The following is an 18,266-nucleotide window of genomic DNA, read 5'->3' as shown; positions in this document are numbered from 1 at the left end:
CCCGGCAGGAGCTGATTGCCGTGGGAACCCCCACCCGCGATGGCACGAACAGCACTTCCGGCGCTCAGGGCGCTCGAGAGATTCCAGCCGCTATTTTTAGTGCTGCTGCTGTATTTTTCGCTGTCTGTGGATGTGGTGATATCAACGTCACGTTTCGCATCGAGGATCACCGTTTCACCGGCCTTAGCCTGGCTCCCGGCAATCAGGATATTACCGCTGTTGCTGCCTCCCTGTTTACCGGTGGCAGTCATCTGGATATTGCCTACGGCGGCAAAATGACTGCCGCTGTTAAACTCGCCCTCGTAGTGCGACTCAGAGGAAGACCGGGTGCTTCCTGCGGAAATGGCCATCATCTGCCCTGGTCCGTCAAGCGCGAGCGCACCGCCTTCAGCCCCCAGCCCCTTCACTTTATCGACGGTGCTGTTGCCACTGTTGCCCTTACCACGAACGATATCGCGCACGTTACGCACAGTGTCTTCAAATGGCGCTTTCACACTGACCGTGACGCCAGACGATTTGGACTCCTGCTTCATGGACTCAGTGGTCGTATCCCGTCCAGGAAGGATGGCGATGCTGTCGCCAGTGATATCGATATGGCCGGTTTTGCGGGAGAAATCATCCTTCCCTCTTCCGGCAACCACATCTGCCGCACTCAACTGGACGTCATTTCCGGCGCTGATGATGACATTACCGCCAGTAGTGCCCACCGTGCTGCGGGCATCGCTCTGCGTCGTATTTGCCCCCTGCCGGGTGCTTTTTGAAGACTGCGACCCGATGGTGATACCCAATCCCGACCCGCTGGAGAAAACGCCGGATTTCTTCGTCTTCTTCATGTCGTAGTACGTGTCGGTGTTGGTTGCTGCCTCCACGGTCAGATCATTTCCAGCCTTCAGGGCCACATCGCGCTCAGCAGCAACTGACGAGCCCTGCACCGTCAGGTTGTTACCAGCCCGGAGAGCAACGTTTTCGCCCGAAAGCTGCGTACCTTTCTCACGCGTATGCGTTTCTTCGTGGATGGTGTGAGTGGTTTTCTTGCTGAGGAATCCACCGGACGTCTTTTTCTTCTCCCGGTATGCATAGTCACTTTCCGTCGCAGTGGAAAGGGTGATATCCCGCCCGGCGGCCACGGCTGTATCGCCTGCGGAATAGACATCTGCTGCCTGAGCCGTTACATCCCGTCCGGCGACAACAGTCACATTCCCGCCCGCAGTGATGTCGGTTCCCGACTGGCGAACCGACTCGTTAATCACTTTTTTATTGCCTGACTTATAGCTATCGCCCTGCGTGGTCTCTTCCGCCGCCAGATTCACGTCGCGACCCGCCTGCAGCCCGACGCTTTTCTCCGCTGCCAGCGCGGCAGCCTGAGCGTTGATATCCTGCCCGGCCTTCAGGACCAGGTTATCGCCTGCGGAAATCGTGGTGCGGTCGAGCCCGGTGCTGTGGGACTCGCTTTTCCCTTTCCGGCTGCTTTCGCTGGTTTGCTCTGCGTTCAGGTTCAGGTCGTTGCCCGCGCTCAGCCCCGCGCTGCCGCCCGCCTTCAGGTCGCTGGCGGTCACGTCAAGGTTGTGCCCGGCGTTCACCAGCAGGTTGCCGCCCGCGGTGACGTTACTGCCCTGATACGTGACGGACGAACGGCTGGTTTTCGCCCGGCTGGAGCTGAATGCGTCGTTGATCTGATTCGCGTTGACGGCAATATCACCCCACGCGTTCAGCAGCATATCGCCGCCGGAGGCCAGGTTCGCCCCGGTGACGGTAATGTTTTTCCCCGCCTCAAGCGACAGGCCATCCTGCGCGGTAATAGACGCCGTGTTGCCCAGCAGGGTGTCTTTCAGGCCGATCTTGCCGTACTTCCCTCCGGCGTTGATATCAATCTGCTCAACCTGGGTCAGGTTGTTGATGCTGCCGTCCAGGCTCTCCAGCGCGACCGTTTTGCCGCTGATGGTGGAGCTGATGTTATTGATATCGCCGATAGCGCTCAGGTTCAGGTCGCCGCCCGCTTTCATCAGGCCGTTGTTGAGGTTGCTGATACTGTTCTGGCTGTCGAGCGTCAGGCTGTTTTTCGCCAGCAGCGAGCTGCCGCTGTTGGTGATGTCGCCGCCCTTCAGGGTAACGTTGTTGCCCGCGATCACGCTGCCGTTATTGACGGTGACGTCCTTCGGCGACAGGTAGAGTTTCGGCACCATCACCGTTTCTCCGTTGACGGTGGCCTTCTCCCACCACAGCAGGCTGTGGTCGAGCGCGGCAATCTGATCGGCGGTCAGCGAGACGCCAAACTGCAGGCCCAGCGACTGCTGCGCCGCCGCCGCGTTATCCATCAGATAGCGCATCTGATCCAGATCGGAGCCGATGCCGTTCAGGTAGCGGTTACCGGTCTGGTTGAGCACCACGTTGGAGACATAGCGGGTATCGAACGCCGCATCACCGAGGAAGCGGTAATCGTAATCCGGGTTCAGGTTGAGTCGGCCGAGCATGTAAGACGAGCCGAGGAACTGCTTCTCGTCGGTAAACGCCAGCCGCGTCTCCTGCGGCGCCGTGGACGATGGTTTGACCCCGAGCATTGCGTTCAGGTCGGCAAACAGGGCGGGATCAAGCTGTCCGAGACCGTTCAGTTTCGGGTTGATGCTGATCAGGTACGGGCTTTTCGGGTTGTCGGAGAAGACAAAATAGCCGTTGTTGCCCGACGGAAGCGGGTAAGCGCTGGTATCGACGCGCTGTCCCTGATAATGCCCGACGGCTCCGCCCTGAGCGGTTCTGAGATCGGCGGTGGTGACCCCGGCGTTCGCCAGTGCGCCCAGCTGGCCGAGGTTCGCGTTGCCTTTCTGCCTGGTGCCAATGTTGTTGAGAGGCGTGCCGGACGCGCCGCCGTTTTCCAGCGCGCCGCCGCCGTTAAGCTGCTGCAGCGCACCCTTGAGCTGATCGTTCCACTGCGGCGAGTTCACCGCCACGGTGCCGGTATTGCTCAGCCCCTGTTTTTGTACGCCGCTGCCGACGCTCTGGTTGCTGAGGGTGTTCAGCGACGGCGTGGAGATAACGTTGCTAACGCCGCCCGCGTTCGCAGTGGTATTAGTGTTGCTGATATTGCTGGTAAAGTTTGCATTAACGTTACCGCCGGCTTGTATAACAGCGCGGTAAACGGGGCCATCAGGAACAGAACCTGAAGAACTCTTAGGCCTGTAAACAACCGTAGGGAAATCACCATCGGAGCCTGACATAGTGGATAATTGGTAAACAATTTCACTGGAGCTTTTACCAGACTGGTAACTTTGATTATTTAACTGATTTCCGGAAATATTGATATTGCCAGTTGCCAGCATATTACTGGCCTGATTAATAAGCTCATTGCTGGAAATATTCAAATCTTTTCCTGCAGAAAGTCTCCCTGCGGTACCTTGCGTGTGTATAGTTACATTTTCTTCCGGTCCGTTACTGAGTACAACTTCATCGGGTATAAGATCAATATGCATCTTAACTTCAATGTAAGGACCTTTACTGTCCTCCCCAAAATGGGCATTGGAAGGTAATTGTTTATTTAAGTCCCCTGAATTAGTCGGACTACTGCTTTCGGTTTTTACATCAAAAACTTCGTAATGATTAAAAAAACGATTAGTTTTAATTGTAATATCACCATTCTGCGTCTCAATATTCCCCGACGTGTTCACCACCTGGCTGTTCGCATTCCCTGCCGCATCCCGCTGCATCCACAGGTTGTTTCCCGCCATGATGTCGCCGCGCTGGTTGGTGATGCTGTCGGCAAACAGCGCCAGGTTATTCGCCGCGTACAGCAGCGCGGTGTTGACGATAGCGCCCGGCGCGCTCAGGGTCAGCGAGCCGCGCGTGCCGGTGAAGCCGTCCACGGTAATATTGCTCCGGCTGGCCACGGTGATGTCACCTCCGCCCTGCACCGAGCCCGCGCCGTTCAGCGCCACGCTGCTGCCGGAAAGCGTACTCGCGCCGCCGCCAGTGGTGATTTGTCCGTTGTTGCTGAGCTGCCCGCCCGCGTTCAGGTTGACCGCCTGCCCCTGCAGCACGCTGCGGTTATCGATGTCGCCGCCGCTGTTGATGGTGAGGGTTCTGCCTGCCGCCACGGCGGTTCGGTTGGTAAACGCGTTCGTCAGCTGCAGCGTTAAGTCCCCCAGGGACACCAGCTGGCCGGTAAGGTCCAGCCCCCGGCTCTGCAGCCACAGGTTGCCGCCGCTCAGCAGCTTGCCGCCCGCGCTCTGGGTTACCTGGTCCGCGCCAATATTCAGCTGCGTGTTGCCGAGCAGCGTGCCGCTGTTGTTCAGCTGGCTGTAGTTAACCGTTAGCTGTCCCGCCTGGGTGGTGCCCTGGCTGGCGAAATTGGTGCCGGTCAGGGTGGCGCGATCGGCCACCCACGTGCCGCCGTTGGTAGCGTTTGCCGCATTCAGGATCAGGTCGGTGGCCTGCAGCCAGCCGGTGCCCGTGAACTGCGGCGTGCCGAGCGTCAGGCGCGCGCCGGAAAGCAGCCTGCCGTCGTTACGCGCCTGCGAGGAGGCGGTCACGCGCGTCTCGCCGCCGCCCTGGATAAGGCCGTAGTTAAACAGCGCGGGCGTGGTCAGCGTCAGCGCATCGCGGCTGACGATTTCGCCTCCGCTGTTGTTGGTCAGTGTACCGCTGAGGGCCAGCGTCGCGCCGTTATCGCCCTGCAGACGTCCGTTGTTGGTGAGCGCCCCGGTGGTGATGCCGAGCGTGCCCCCCTGCATTTTGCCGTCGCTGGTGACGGAGGCCGCCGTGATGTTCAGCGCCCCGCCGGACAGCAGGGTGCCGCCAGACTGCTGGCTGACCGCGCCGGTCTGGCTGAGGGTCAGGCCATTCACGCCGCTGATGGCGCCGCTGTTGCTGAGCGTACCGCCTGTCAGCGTCAGGTTTTTCGCCGCCCACTGCCCCTGGTTCGCCAGCGTCGCGGCCTGCAGCGTCGCCGCACCCAGCGCGGTGATCCTGCTGCCTGTGGTTCCGGTGAGCGTATCGGCCAGCGTCATCTGCAGCGCGTCGGCGCTCTGCACCGCGCCGCTGTTATTGAGCGACCGGGCGTTAAGCAGAATATTCTGTGCCTGCCAGCTGCCGGCGTTGGTCACCGCGCCGGACGCAATCGTCAGAGTACCCTGGGTGAGAAGCTTACCGCCTGCGCCGTTGATCAGCTCCTGCTGAGGCGCGGCCATCGCCATGCGCGCCATCAGCCGCTGCTGCCCCTGAACGGTCAGGCTCTGCAGACCGGTTAAGGTGCCCTGGTTGTTAATGCTGTTCTGATGCAGCGCGAGGGTGTTCCCCTGCACGGTGCCGCTGTTTTTAAGCGTGCTGCCGCCGAGCGTCACATCGCCCTCGCTGAGGAGCTGCCCGCGGTTATCCAGCGTCTGTGCGGTGATATCCGTCCTACCCTGGCTCATCAGCGAGCCGGTTGAGGTCAGTGTGCCGCCGGTCGTGGCCGTCAGCGTTCCCTGGCTGAGCAGAGACCCGCCGTGCGCCCAGTCGCTGGCGCGGATGTCCGCGCCGTTCCCCTGCAGCGTGCCCTGCGTGGTCAGCTGGCCTGCATCCAGCGTCAGCATGCCGCCGGAGAGGGTGCGCGAGGCCGCGCCCGTGGTCAGCGTGGTGCCGGTGAGCGCCAGGCCGTTCGTTCCCTGCATCAGCCCGCCGTTGTTCATATCGCGGGCAGTGAGGGACAGCGTACCGCCCGTGATGCGCCCCGGGTTCGCCAGGGTGTCCGCGGTGAAGGCGGTCGTGCCGCCGCTCTGCAGCAGCCCGGTATTCGTTAACGCCCCGCTGAGCGTGCCGCTGAGTCCCGTCTGCCCGTTCACCGTGCCGCTGTTGGTGAGGGTGGTGCCGGTCATGCCCAGCGTCGCGCCCTGCAGCGTACCGGCGTTGGTCAGCTGTCCGCCCGTCAGCGTGAAGCCGCCGCCGGAGAGCCATTTACCGTTCAGCTCGTTGATAAAGCGGTCGGCGGTGGCGTTAACCGCGTTGCTGCCCTGCATCAGGCCGCTGTTGCGCAGCTCAGTACCGCCTGCTGTCAGCGTTTTGCCCGCCACCGTGCCGCTGCTGGTCAGCGTCGTCGCGTTAAGCGCGGCATCGTCGGTGGCAACGATGTTCCCCGTGTTGGTCAGGGCATTGCTCAGGCCCAAATCCAGGCTCTGCGCCTGAATATCGCCCCGGTTCGTCAGGTCGCTGCCCCGCAGGGTGAAACCGCCCTTCACCAGCAGCAGGCCGGCGTTATCGAGCGTGTCGAGGGATAAGTTCAGAGGACTGCCGCTCACCAGCTGCCCGGTGGCGCCGTTGCTCAGCGCGCGGGTGGTCAGCGTCAGCGTGTCGTTGCCCTGAAGAATCCCGGTGTTGTTCAGCTGCGCAGCCTTCACCGCGAGGGCTTTCCCGGCCAGCTGGCCGTCGTTGAACAGCTGCGCCGCCGTCAGCGTGAACAGATTCTGGCTGAGCAGGGCACCCGTGTTATCCAGCCTGCCGGTCGTGGAAAGCGTCAGGGCGTCCAGCGTCTGAACGCTGCCCTGGTTATTCAGGCTCCCGGCGTCAAGCGTCGCACTGCGCCCCTGAAGGCTGCCCGCGTTGCTGAGGGTTTGTCCGCTGAGCGTCAGGGTCTCGCCGCCCGTCACCTGGCCCTGAGGCTGGTTCGTGAAGGTGTTCCCGGACCAGGCCAGCGTGCTGCTGCCCTGAAGCAGGCCGCTGTTCTGCAGGTCGCCCCGCAGGGTCAGCACTTTCGCCAGCAACTGGCCACGGTTATCGGTCCTGTCGGCCTGGACGTCCAGCGCCTGCTGGCTGAGCACCTTACCGCTGTTGATCAGCGTGCCGGTTACCGCCGCCGTCACGCCCGTTTCCCCCAGCGCGTTACCGGTGTTCATCCACTCACCGGTGGCGAGGTTCAGGGTGTTGCCCTGCAGCAGCCCGGCGTTGTTCAGGGTGGTGTGATTCAGGGCGAGCGCGCCACCGGAGAGCAGCATGCCCGCCTGCTGGTTGCTGAGCTGTGCCCCGGTCGCCGTGAGGGAATGTGTCCCCTGCAGCGTGCCGCCGTTGGTCACCGACGCGCTGTTAAACTGCGCGTCGGTACCGGCCATTAGCCCGCTGTTCGTCAGGCTGGCGGTAGTCAGCGTCAGGCCGTTTCGGGCAATCACCCGCCCGTCGGCATCGTTGCTGGCCTGTCGGGTCAGGTTCAGCAGCAGCGCGGTGGCGCTGAGCTCGCCGCTGTTGACCAGCGTTTCACCGCCGAGCGTCAGCGTTCCGCTGCTGCGCAGCGCGCCACGGTTAGTAAGGTCTGCCACACCGAGCGTCAGCGCCGAGTCCCCCTCGACGGTGCCCTGGTTTTGCAGGCTGTTCGCCGTGATGTGCAGGTCGCTGGCTGCAATATTGCCCGCGTTCGCAAACGCAGTGCCGTTCAGGGTGAGCCGGTCGTCCGCCAGCAGGCGTCCGGTATCGGTGTTGGTCAGGCTGAGGTAGTCGCTGCTCAGGCTGACGCCGTTGATTTCACCCTGGTTTGTCAGCGTGTCGCCCCGGAGGCGCAGCGTGCCGTCGGTAGTGATAAGCCCGCGGTTAGACAGCACCGGAACGTTCAGCGTTAAATCCTGCGTGCTGTAGACCGATCCGCCCGCGAGGTTTGTGAGTGACCCGGTCTTCAGGCCGAGCAGGGTGGTCCCCTGCAGCAGTCCGCTGTTCTCCACCGAGGCAGCGTCCAGCGCCAGCGTACCGGCAACCAGCGTACCACTGCTGGTGATGCGTTCAGGAGCCGTCAGGGTCATGCGTTCCGCTTTTGCGACGCCGGACTGGAGGATGTTCTGTCCGCTGAGCGCGATGGCGCTGGCGGTAAGCTCTCCGCCGCTGGTCAGGTCGCCGGTCGCGTTAAAACTCAGCACGTTACCGGTGGATTTCCCGGCGTGCGCAATCGTGCCCGCCGTCACCGACAGCGCCCCCTTCGCCGCCTGCGTGCCATTCAGCGCGGCATTCTGCGCCTGCAGGGTAAGCCCCTGCCCGCTCTGCAGATGCGCATCCTGGCCGGTGGTCAGGTCGCCGGTACTGACGGTTAATGCCCCCGCCGCGTCCGTCTGCCCGTTCAGGCTGGCGCTGCGGGTCGCGGTAATCTGAACATTGCCCTGACTGGTGGTACGGGACGCCTGACCGCTGGTCAGGGTGCCGGTCTGCGCCGTCAGCGCCGTCGCGCCGGACAGGGTGCCATTCTGTTCAAGCGTGTCTGCCGTCACGCTCATCGCCCCGTCAGCCAGCAGGCTGCCGCTGTTACGCAGGGTCTGCTGCGCCGCGACGTTTGCATTGCCTTTCGCGCTCAGCGTGCCCATCTGCTCCAGGGTACCGGCGCTTAGCGCCAGGTTGCCGGCGCTCTGCAGGGTACCGCTGTTAGTGACCGTCTGCCCCTTCAGGGTGACGTCGTTACCCTGCACCATGCCGCCGTTTGTCAGCTCTCCTGCGTTCACGTCAAGGTGGCCTTTCGCCGCCAGCTGGCCGCTGTTGGACACCCTGTTGCCGGAGAGGGCAATGTCGCGCCCCGCATTCACCTGCCCCTGATTACTGACGGCGCTGCCCGTCAGGCGGACATCGCCCGTGGCATCGGCCCGGCTCTGGCCGTCCATCATCAGCTGTCCACCGCTCAGGGCCAGACGCTCCCCTGCCGAGACCGCACTGGCCGTGGATGACAGCGTGCCGCCGCTGCTGAGGGTCGCGCGGGTATCGCTACCGCTGCGGGTATTCGTCAACGTGATATCTTTCCCGACCGTCACGCTGAGCGCACCTTTGCTGGTGACGCTGCCGCCGCGCTGCGTCAGGCTGCCGTCGGTGGACAGCGTGGTGTCGGCCTGACCCGTCAGCGTCGCATCCGCAAGCGCCATTCCCTTTTTACTCGTGACGGTTAGCGCCCCGCCCTGTGCCGACACGCCGCCGCCGTTTACGGTCAGGGTATCTTTACTGTCCAGTGTCGCCGCGCCGCGGGAGACCAGGGAGGTATTGCTGAGCGTCATCCCCTGCCCGCTGCTCACCGACAGCGCGCCTGCGCTGTTTGTCCCGCCACCCGTCGTCTGCACTTTCCCCGCAGCGGAAAGGCGCATATCGCCCTGGCTGGCGAGCGTGCTGTTATTGAGTTTCACATCCTGCGAGCTGGTTACATTCACCGCGCCACCGGCCTGATGGCTGCCGTTGAGGACCACTCCCGCGCCATTCGCGGTAATCGAGCCGCTGGCCAGGCTGTTCGTGACCGTCAGTTTCCCGCCCGCGTCCAGCTGAATATCGCCCTGGCGCGCGGTGAGGTTGCCGAGGTTCACCCCACGCCCGTCTCGCTGGAGACCAGGCGGATACGGTTGGCATACATCCCGCCGAGCGCGCCGGTATCCACGGCCACCACGGGCGCGGCACCCTCACCGGCAATCGGCTTGACGCTGCCGTCTGCGCCCACGCGGTTCGCCCCTGCCGTTACCGTCAGGTCGTTCGCATGTATCGCGGCGTTCACTTCCGTCGCGCGCGCAATGATCGACAGCGCGTCGCTCTTGCTGGCATCCAGCCCCTGGCCTTCAACCGTGATGGCGCCTTTCGTCACCTCCAGCGCCTGCAGGTTACCGCTGGCGTCGAACTGCGGTTTCCCCGTGGTCAGGGTGACGTTCGGGGTGTTGATAAATCCGCACCCGTTACAGGTAATGCCGTACGGGTTGGCCACCATGACGTTTGCTGCTTTACCGGCGACTTCCGTGTAGCCCTGTAACTGCGAGCGGCTGGCACCCGTGACTTCGTTGATAATGCCTTTCGCTTCCCGCCCGGCCTGCAGGTTGGGGTTGTTCTGGATAAGCCCGCCCAGCTGGGTCTGGGTTAAACGGTCCGTGCCGTTATTGAGGATAAGCCCCTCTTTGCCGACGTTATACTCACCGAACTGGTTATGCGAGATACCCGCCCCGTTGGGCGTGGCAATGTTGACGACCGGCACCCCGTTCCCCGCCCGATCGACCGTGGTCTGCCCGGTCGGCGTCAGCGCCGCCGCGACGGCAGGTGCCATCGGCTGCCAGACCATTAAGCCGCAGACAATCCAGCTGATCAGACGCTGCGAGAAACGAACGGGTGGGTGACGGGTATCCATAGTCGTAGAGTCTCTTAAAGCATGAAGGCAATGCGCCAGTTAACGCTCACATGATCCGGGCCGAGCCAGTCGGGGTAGTGCAGGGGCGTGCCGACCGAAATCTGGCTGCTGTACCAGCGCCCTGCGCTGCTCAGCCCCACCGAGCCTCCCCATAACGTGCCGGAGGCAAAGCGGTCCTGACGGTCTTTTTCCAGCCAGCCGCCGTCAACGGCGACCGTTGCGCTCACCGCGCCAATCACCGGAAGGGTGAAGAGGGAATACCCCAGCTCGTTACGCCAGTAGCCGCCGTTATCCCCGGACAAGTACTGCTCTTTAAAACCGCGCACGGAGCTTTCGCCGCCGAGCGTCAGGCGCTCGGAACCGTACAGCCGATCGGGCGACCACTGGCCATAGGCGCTGGTCAGCCACCAGGCATTACGGGTAATCGGCCGCTGGAAGCTGGCGTTCAGACTCCATTTGCGGAATTCCGCACGCGGCACATCCCCGGACTTATCTTCGTCGGTTTCGGCATTGAACCACGGCATGCCGTGGCTCCAGGTCGGGTTGAAGGTCGCCACGCCGCCCAGCATTTTTTGCGTGTGCGTAATGCCCAGAATCAGGCTGGAGAGGTTGCGCGTGCTGCTCTGAAGCGGCGCGTCGTTGAGCCAGTTGCGGCTGGAGCGCTGAACCACGCCAGCCGCAATGCCGGTTTTAACCTCCCCGTTGCGGAAGACCACCCAGGACGCGTTAACGCGGTGGGTTTTGGTATCGCCCGTGGAGAGCCAGTTGAATCCCTGGTTATTGATGGTGGTCCGGTAGTTACTCCAGGCGTAGCTGTAGTCCAGTAATCCGTAGCCAAACGGCACGCTGACGCCCGCCTGGAAATTCTGCGCATCGTACGCGCTGGCAAAATCGCTGCTGCGCCCGCCGCTGACAAACCATTTATCCGCCAGCCCCAGCATATTATTGGCGGTGAGCACGCCACTCAGCTGATCTTCGCCGGTACTCTTCTGCCCGCTATTATCCAGGCTTACGGATACACTTAAGGGAAATTCCGGTTTTGCCGTGAGATTAACGATGGAATATCCGGCCTGTGTTCCCGGAAGAATTTCAATCTGAACCGGGTCGGTACGCAAACGGTTTATTTGCTCCATGCCCTGTTCAATATCGCGTAAATTAAGGATGCCGCCCACCCGTCCCGGAAACGCCATTTTCAGCATACGCGGCGTTTCGCCTTCCAGACGGATCGCTTCCAGTCTGCCTTCCAGCACAACAATATTCAGCTGACCGCCGGAGAGATCCTGCTCGGTAAGAAAAGCGCGGCTGGTGATATATCCCCGGCTGATATACCAGTCAGAAATATGGGCGAGAAGTTCCGTTATTTTCGCCATATCCAGACAGCGGCCCTGCCACGGCGCGACAAGGGCCTGCCGGTTTTTCGGGGAGATTAAGGTCGCACCGGAAAGGGTAATGGTATGAATGGTGAAACAGGGTCCGGCGCCGGTAACCGGCAGCGGTCTGGCGGGCGCGGGGCGAGGAATACTCCGCTCCAGCTCCTCACGCTGTTGCTGGTTCTTTAATAACAGTTCCTCCTGCTGTTGACGCACTGTGTCCCGGTCAGCAGGAGTAAGGGGGGCTGCATGGCTCAGAGAGCAAAAAAATAACGAGCAAAAAAAGACGGCTTTGCTGTAATAGCGCATATTAAAGGATAATATTTTTTGTTTTCCTCAGTATGCCAGCTCTGGCGCAATAGGGAATAGTCTCAAAAAGAGGGCTACTATAATTGGTAGTAATATTTGCGTTAAGTTTAAAAAACCGTTATGACGAAGAGCGTCATATCGGAATTTTTTATTATTGCCTGATTGTTTCTTCTTTCAAAAAATTCTAACCACCCCTTCCAATAGTTAGATATAAACATCAGCTAGCAGCGCAGATTAAATTATCCGTTGCATTCATCGTGCTGCAAATTCTGATGAAACCTTATAACTCAGTGCTGAATATGGAGGCATGCGTGATAACTTCGTTGAAGCGATCAAACAACAGCATGACGATACCTGGATGGAAAAGGATAGGCTGGTTAAAAAATAGACAGAGGAGGATCACATCAAGAAATTCTGGAGCGGGCGAAGGGAATCGAACCCTCGTATAGAGCTTGGGAAGCTCTCGTTCTACCATTGAACTACGCCCGCTTTGAGGTGCGTAAGGCATTATAGACTTTACGCACCTTCATACAAGCCTCTTCACAACTAACCGGCGATTAAATAATCACTTAGCACTTCGGTTTGCTGCCGGGCGCAGGAAGATAGCGCTGCGGATCGATGGCCGTCGCCTTATAGCGAATCTGGAAATGCAGCTTCACTGAATCCGTACCGGTGCTGCCCATGGTGGCAATCTTCTGCCCGGCTTTGACGTTCTGCCCGTTGTTGACCAGCATCGTGTCGTTGTGCGCATAGGCCGTGATGTAGTCTTCGCCATGCTTAATCATGATCAGGTTACCGTAGCCGCGCAGCTGGTTACCCACATAAACCACCTTCCCGGCACCGGAGGCATAAACCGGCGTACCGCGCGCAGCGGCGATATCAATACCCTTGTTGCCACCTTCAGAGAGTGAGTAAGGGGCGACCACTTTACCGCTGGCAGGCCAAATCCAGCAGCGCTGTCCAACCGGCGGCCATGACGATTGCGGCACCTGATAGGACGGCGTCACTTTTGCGGTTTTGCCTTTCGAAGAGGACTTTTTACCGGAGGACGTTCCGCCGCTAACCTTCAGCTGCTGCCCCACCTCGATGGTGTAGGGCGGCGAGAGGTTATTCAGCCGCGCCAGATCCTTCACGCTGGTCCCCGTTGCGCGCGAAATCCGGTACAGGGTGTCCCCGCGTTTGACGGTGTAGACCGAACCGGAATAGCTTCCCGTATCCGAAGATTTGCTCCCTGAACAACCCGCCAGTAATAGCGTCAGCGTCAGGCAAAAAATAGCGGTAAGGGGTTTTCTCGTCAGGCTTCCTGCAAACAAAACAGATCCTCGGTCAGCGTGAATGGCGCACTATGATAACAGCCAAAACGAACAGGGGTCATGCCCTTTTCCGCTCTACGAGCCAAACCGTTCGTATAAGAATGCAGTATAATGCTTCGGCTGATGGTGCTGAACCACTCGGCATTTTGGCACTGGAGCATCAATGAGTATTCAAGAACACGTTATTTTGGTAAACGACCAGGGAATGGTGATTGGCACTCAGGAAAAGTATGCCGCGCACACGTTACATACCCCGCTGCATCTGGCGTTCTCTTCCTGGCTTTTTAACGCAAAAGGCGAATGTCTAATCACCCGACGCGCCTTAAGCAAAAAAGCCTGGCCCGGCGTCTGGACCAACTCCGTGTGCGGCCACCCGCAGTCGGGTGAAGAGACAGTCCAGGCGATAATCCGCCGCTGCCGCTTTGAAGTGGGCGCAGAACTGACCGATATCACCGCCGTCGCCCCTGAATTTCGCTATCGGGAAACCGACCCATCCGGGATCGTGGAAAACGAAATTTGCCCGGTGTTCGCCGCCCGCATCACCAATGACGTGACGATAAACGAAGATGAAGTGATGGACTATCAGTGGGTTGAGCTGGACGCGCTATTCCGCGCGCTGGACGCGACGCCCTGGGCCTTTAGCCCGTGGATGGTCATGGAAGCGACAACCGCCCGCGAAAAACTCAAAGCCTTCGCGGCGCAATAAAAAAGCCCCTTTCGGGGCTTTTTTTACATCTTAACGCCTTACTTCACCGGGCGCATCGCCGGGAACAGGATCACGTCGCGGATGGTGTGGCTGTTGGTGAACAGCATCACCATACGGTCGATACCAATCCCCAGACCCGCCGTTGGTGGCAGGCCGTGCTCCAGCGCGGTCACGTAGTCTTCGTCGAAGAACATCGCTTCGTCGTCGCCTGCCGCCTTCGCGTCAACCTGATCCTGGAAGCGCTGAGCCTGGTCTTCTGCATCGTTCAGCTCGCTAAAGCCGTTGCCGATTTCACGGCCGCCGATGAAGAATTCGAAGCGGTCAGTGATTTCCGGGTTCTGGTCATTACGACGCGCCAGCGGAGAGACTTCAGCCGGGTACTCGGTAATGAAGGTCGGCTGAATCAGGTGCGCTTCGGCCACTTCTTCGAAGATCTCGGTCACGATACGGCCCAGACCCCAGCTCTTCTCAACCTTGATACCGATGCTTTCGGCGATCGCTTTCGCAGAATCGAAGTTATCCAGATCGGCCATGTTGGTTTCCGGACGGTACTTCTTGATCGCTTCGCGCATGGTCAGTTTTTCGAACGGCTTGCCGAAGTCGAAGACTTCTTCACCGTAAGGAACCTGCGTGGTGCCCAGAATATCCTGCGCCAGCGTACGGAACAGGGATTCGGTCAGCTCGATCAGATCTTTGTAATCCGCATACGCCATATAGAGTTCCATCATGGTGAACTCTGGGTTATGACGAACGGAGATCCCTTCGTTACGGAAGTTACGGTTGATTTCGAACACGCGGTCAAAACCACCAACCACCAGACGCTTCAGGTACAGTTCCGGCGCGATACGCAGGTACATGTCCAGGTCCAGGGCGTTGTGATGGGTGATGAACGGACGCGCAGACGCGCCACCAGGGATCACCTGCATCATCGGGGTTTCCACTTCCATAAAGTCGCGGTTCACCATGAACTGGCGGATACCGGCCATAATCTGGGAGCGAATTTTGAAGGTCTTGCGGGATTCATCGTTAGAGATGAGATCCAGGTAGCGCTGACGGTAGCGCGCTTCCTGATCCTGCAGGCCGTGGAATTTGTCCGGCAGCGGGCGCAGGGCTTTGGTCAGCAGACGCAGCTCGGTGCAGTGGATAGACAGTTCACCGGTTTTGGTTTTGAACAGTTTACCTTTTGCGCCCAGGATATCGCCCAGGTCCCACTTCTTGAACTGCTCGTTGTAGATGCCTTCCGGCAGATCGTCACGGGAAACGTACAGCTGGATACGGCCGCCAACGTCCTGCAGGGTCACGAAGGAGGCTTTACCCATGATACGACGGGTCATCATGCGGCCCGCAACGGCCACTTCAACGTTCAGCGCTTCCAGCTCTTCGTTCTCTTTCGCGTCGAAGTCAGCGTGCAGTTGGTCTGAGGTGTGGTCACGACGAAAATCGTTCGGGAACGGCACGCCCTGCTCGCGCAGCGCTGCCAGCTTCTCGCGGCGGGTTTTCAGTTCGTTGTTAAGATCGACTACCGCGTCAGCGCCCTGTGCTTGTTGTTCAGACATGTTGGTTCCTCATAACCCTGCTTTCAAACTTGCTTCGATAAATTGGTCCAGGCTGCCGTCCAGCACCGCCTGCGTGTTACGGGTTTCAACCCCGGTACGCAGGTCTTTGATGCGGGAGTCATCAAGGACGTAAGAACGGATCTGGCTGCCCCAGCCGATGTCAGACTTGTTGTCTTCCATCGCCTGTTTCTCAGCATTTTTCTTCTGCATCTCCAGCTCATAAAGCTTCGCTTTCATCTGCTTCATGGCCTGGTCTTTGTTCTTATGCTGGGAACGGTCGTTCTGGCATTGCGTTACCAGCCCGGTTGGAATGTGGGTAATACGCACCGCCGATTCCGTACGGTTAACGTGCTGGCCGCCCGCGCCGGATGCGCGATAAACGTCGATACGCAGGTCCGCCGGGTTAATTTCGATATCGATATCTTCATCAACTTCCGGGTAAACAAACGCGGAGCTGAAGGAGGTATGACGACGGCCGCCGGAGTCGAACGGGCTCTTACGCACCAGGCGGTGAACGCCGGTTTCAGTGCGCAGCCAGCCGTAGGCGTAATCACCGATGATCTTGATGGTGACGGATTTAATACCGGCCACTTCACCTTCAGACTCTTCGATAATTTCAGTTTTAAAGCCGCGCGCTTCGGCCCAGCGCAGATACATACGCATCAGCATGCTGGCCCAGTCCTGCGCTTCGGTACCGCCAGAACCTGCCTGAATATCGAGATAGCAGTCAGCGCTGTCGTATTCGCCGGAGAACATGCGACGGAATTCAAGCTGCGCCAGCTTCTCTTCCAGCACGTCGAGTTCTGCTACGGCTTCGTTAAAGGTTTCTTCGTCGTCGGCTTCGACGGCCAGCTCCAGCAAACCGGAAACATCTTCCAGCCCCTGGGCCATTTGATCCAGCGTATCTACGATAGCTTCGAGAGAGGAACGCTCTTTACCCAGCGCCTGTGCGCGTTCAGGTTCGTTCCAGACGTCCGGCTGTTCCAGCTCGGCGTTTACTTCTTCAAGACGCTCTTTCTTGGCATCGTAGTCAAAGATACCCCCTAAGAACGTCAGAGCGCTCCGTGAGGTCCTGAATACGGTTTTTTACCGGATTAATTTCAAACATGGTCTGTTTTCTTTTATGGACTTGTCAAAATGCGGTGATAAGAGCGGGATTGTACCGAATCCACGCCCTTTTTTATAGAGATTACTGCCGCTAAATTGGCCAGATATTGTCGATGATGATCTGAAGGGTGCGGTTACCGCGAAACTCGTTGATGTCCAGTTTGTACGCCAGCTCGACCTCGCGCACGCCGTTGTCCGGCCATACCGCCGTGTCAACGTTAAAGGCAATGCCGTCCAGCAGCGGGCCGCCGCCGACCGGTTCAACCATCACCTTCAGATGACGCTCGCCGACGATGCGCTGCTGCAGCAGGCGGAAACGGCCGTCGAACAGCGGCTCCGGGAACATCTGCCCCCATGGACCGGCATCGCGGAGCATTTGCGCCACGTCCATCGTCATCTCAAGCGGTGAAAGCTCGCCATCGGACACCACTTCACCCTGCAGCAGGGCCGGGTCAATCCAGTCGGTGACCAGCTCGCCGAAGAGGCGCTGGAACTCGTCGAATTTCGCCTCTTCCAGCGACAGGCCTGCCGCCATCGCATGGCCGCCGAACTTGATCATCAGGCCCGGATACAGCGTATCGAGACGCTCCAGTGCGTCGCGCATATGCAGGCCCTGAATCGAGCGGCCAGAGCCTTTCAGCGTGCCGTCGCCCGCGGGGGCGAAGGCGATCACCGGGCGGTGGAAGCGCTCTTTGATGCGCGACGCCAGAATGCCGACCACGCCCTGATGCCACTCGGGATGGTACATCGCCAGGCCGCCCGGCAGCGTATCGCCGCTGCGCTCCAGTTTTTCACACAGGGTCAGCGCTTCGGCCTGCATCCCCTGCTCAATCTCTTTACGCGTCTGGTTCAGGGCGTCCAGCTCGTTGGCCAGCACGCGCGCTTCACCGATGTTGTCACACAGCAGCAGCGCGACGCCAACGGACATATCGTCCAGTCTTCCGGCCGCGTTCAAGCGTGGCCCAAGGGCAAAGCCCAAATCGCTTGCCGCTAGCTTGAGCGGGTCGCGGTTGGCGATTTCCAGCAGCGCCTTGATCCCCGGGCGGCACTTGCCTGCCCGGATACGGCTTAAGCCCTGCCAGGTCAAAATACGGTTATTGGTATCGAGCGGGACCACGTCAGCGACGGTACCCAGTGCCACCAGATCGAGATATTCGGCCAGGTTTGGTACGGCAATACCGCGGGATTCGAACCAGCCCTTGTCGCGTAACAGGGTACGCAACGCCAGCATCAGATAAAACGCCACGCCTACGCCCGCAAGGGATTTCGACGGAAAATCACAGTCGCGCAGGTTGGGGTTAATAATCGCCTCGGCGGCAGGCAGCGTTTCACCGGGGAGATGGTGATCGGTAACCAGCACCGGGATCCCCAGCGCGTGGGCATGATCGACCCCCGCATGGGAAGAGATCCCGTTATCGACGGTCATGATCATCTGCGCCCCGCGGGCGTGGGCCTGATCAACCACTTCCGGGCTGAGGCCGTAGCCGTCTTCAAAACGGTTCGGCACCAGATACGTGACGTTATCGCAGCCCAGCGCGCGCAGGCTGAGCACGCTCAGCGCGGTGCTGGTGGCGCCGTCGGCGTCGAAATCCCCTACTACCACGATGCGCGTGCCCTCACGCAGGGCGTGGTAGAGCATTTCAGTGGCTTTTTCGATGCCGTTCAGCTGCTGCCAGGGCAGCATCCCTTTCACGCTGCGTTCAAGATCTTCAGCGCGACGCACGCCGCGGCTGGCGTAGAGGCGCTTCAGCAGCGGCGGGAGATCGTCCGGTAAATCAACCGGTTCAACCGCCTCGCGGCGGCGCAATTTTATCGGGGCTTTCACGC

General features: G+C 60.0%; 6 protein-coding genes, 1 tRNA gene and 1 pseudogene. 1 reads left to right on the top strand and 7 read right to left on the bottom strand.

The annotated features are described in order from the left end of the window. Positions 1–38: 38 nt before the first annotated feature. From ACMGGE_RS20955 to actS, 4 genes and pseudogenes are all read right to left on the bottom strand, one after another. Positions 39–10,078 (bottom strand): annotated as a pseudogene (locus tag ACMGGE_RS20955) (hemagglutinin repeat-containing protein); the annotation flags it as partial. A gap of 14 nt (positions 10,079–10,092) precedes the next feature. Next, positions 10,093–11,757: a ShlB/FhaC/HecB family hemolysin secretion/activation protein gene (locus tag ACMGGE_RS20950; RefSeq protein ID WP_420294112.1), complete on the bottom strand. Its 1,665-nt coding sequence runs from the start codon at positions 11,755–11,757 to the stop codon at positions 10,093–10,095. Between the two features lie 415 nt (positions 11,758–12,172). After that, a tRNA-Gly gene (locus ACMGGE_RS20945) sits at positions 12,173–12,246 on the bottom strand. Between the two features lie 80 nt (positions 12,247–12,326). Next, on the bottom strand, positions 12,327–13,070 hold the full coding sequence (gene actS / locus ACMGGE_RS20940; protein WP_048224745.1) for an amidase activator ActS: 744 nt from the start codon (positions 13,068–13,070) through the stop codon (positions 12,327–12,329). Positions 13,071–13,233: 163 nt separating this feature from the next. Between actS and idi the strand changes: the two genes are divergently transcribed. After that, a complete protein-coding gene (gene idi / locus ACMGGE_RS20935; protein WP_039265495.1) occupies positions 13,234–13,776 on the top strand; it encodes an isopentenyl-diphosphate Delta-isomerase in 543 nt (180 codons plus the stop codon). A gap of 38 nt (positions 13,777–13,814) precedes the next feature. Here idi and lysS read toward each other — a convergent pair whose 3' ends face one another. From lysS to recJ, 3 genes are all read right to left on the bottom strand, one after another. Continuing rightward, the gene (gene lysS, locus ACMGGE_RS20930) at positions 13,815–15,332 is read right to left on the bottom strand and encodes a lysine--tRNA ligase (protein WP_021242046.1); all 1,518 of its coding nucleotides are present in this window, start codon (positions 15,330–15,332) and stop codon (positions 13,815–13,817) included. 9 nt (positions 15,333–15,341) lie between these two features. Next, positions 15,342–16,440, bottom strand: a protein-coding gene (prfB, locus tag ACMGGE_RS20925) for a peptide chain release factor 2 (protein WP_095908218.1) whose coding sequence is annotated in 2 segments (ribosomal slippage) — positions 15,342–16,364 and positions 16,366–16,440 — 1,098 coding nt in all. Because the reading frame shifts where the segments join, the coding sequence is not laid out codon by codon here. A gap of 90 nt (positions 16,441–16,530) precedes the next feature. Further along, positions 16,531–18,264 carry a single-stranded-DNA-specific exonuclease RecJ gene (recJ, locus tag ACMGGE_RS20920; RefSeq protein ID WP_048029122.1) on the bottom strand — a complete coding sequence of 578 codons (1,734 nt, stop codon included), beginning with the start codon at positions 18,262–18,264 and terminating at the stop codon, positions 16,531–16,533. Positions 18,265–18,266: the final 2 nt, after the last annotated feature.

This window comes from Enterobacter sp. BNK-22 (assembly GCF_048684805.1).
GTDB lineage: Bacteria > Pseudomonadota > Gammaproteobacteria > Enterobacterales > Enterobacteriaceae > Enterobacter > Enterobacter quasiroggenkampii.
The sequence above is the reverse complement of the archived record's forward strand: the minus strand, read 5'-3'. Positions and strand labels throughout refer to the sequence as shown.

Excerpts from the sequence above, each read along its gene's own strand:
- idi (WP_039265495.1), top strand. The coding sequence starts at position 13,234 with ATGAGTATTCAAGAACACGTTATTTTGGTAAACGACCAGGGAATGGTG.
- ACMGGE_RS20950 (WP_420294112.1), bottom strand. The coding sequence starts at position 11,757 with ATGCGCTATTACAGCAAAGCCGTCTTTTTTTGCTCGTTATTTTTTTGC.
- lysS (WP_021242046.1), bottom strand. The coding sequence starts at position 15,332 with ATGTCTGAACAACAAGCACAGGGCGCTGACGCGGTAGTCGATCTTAAC.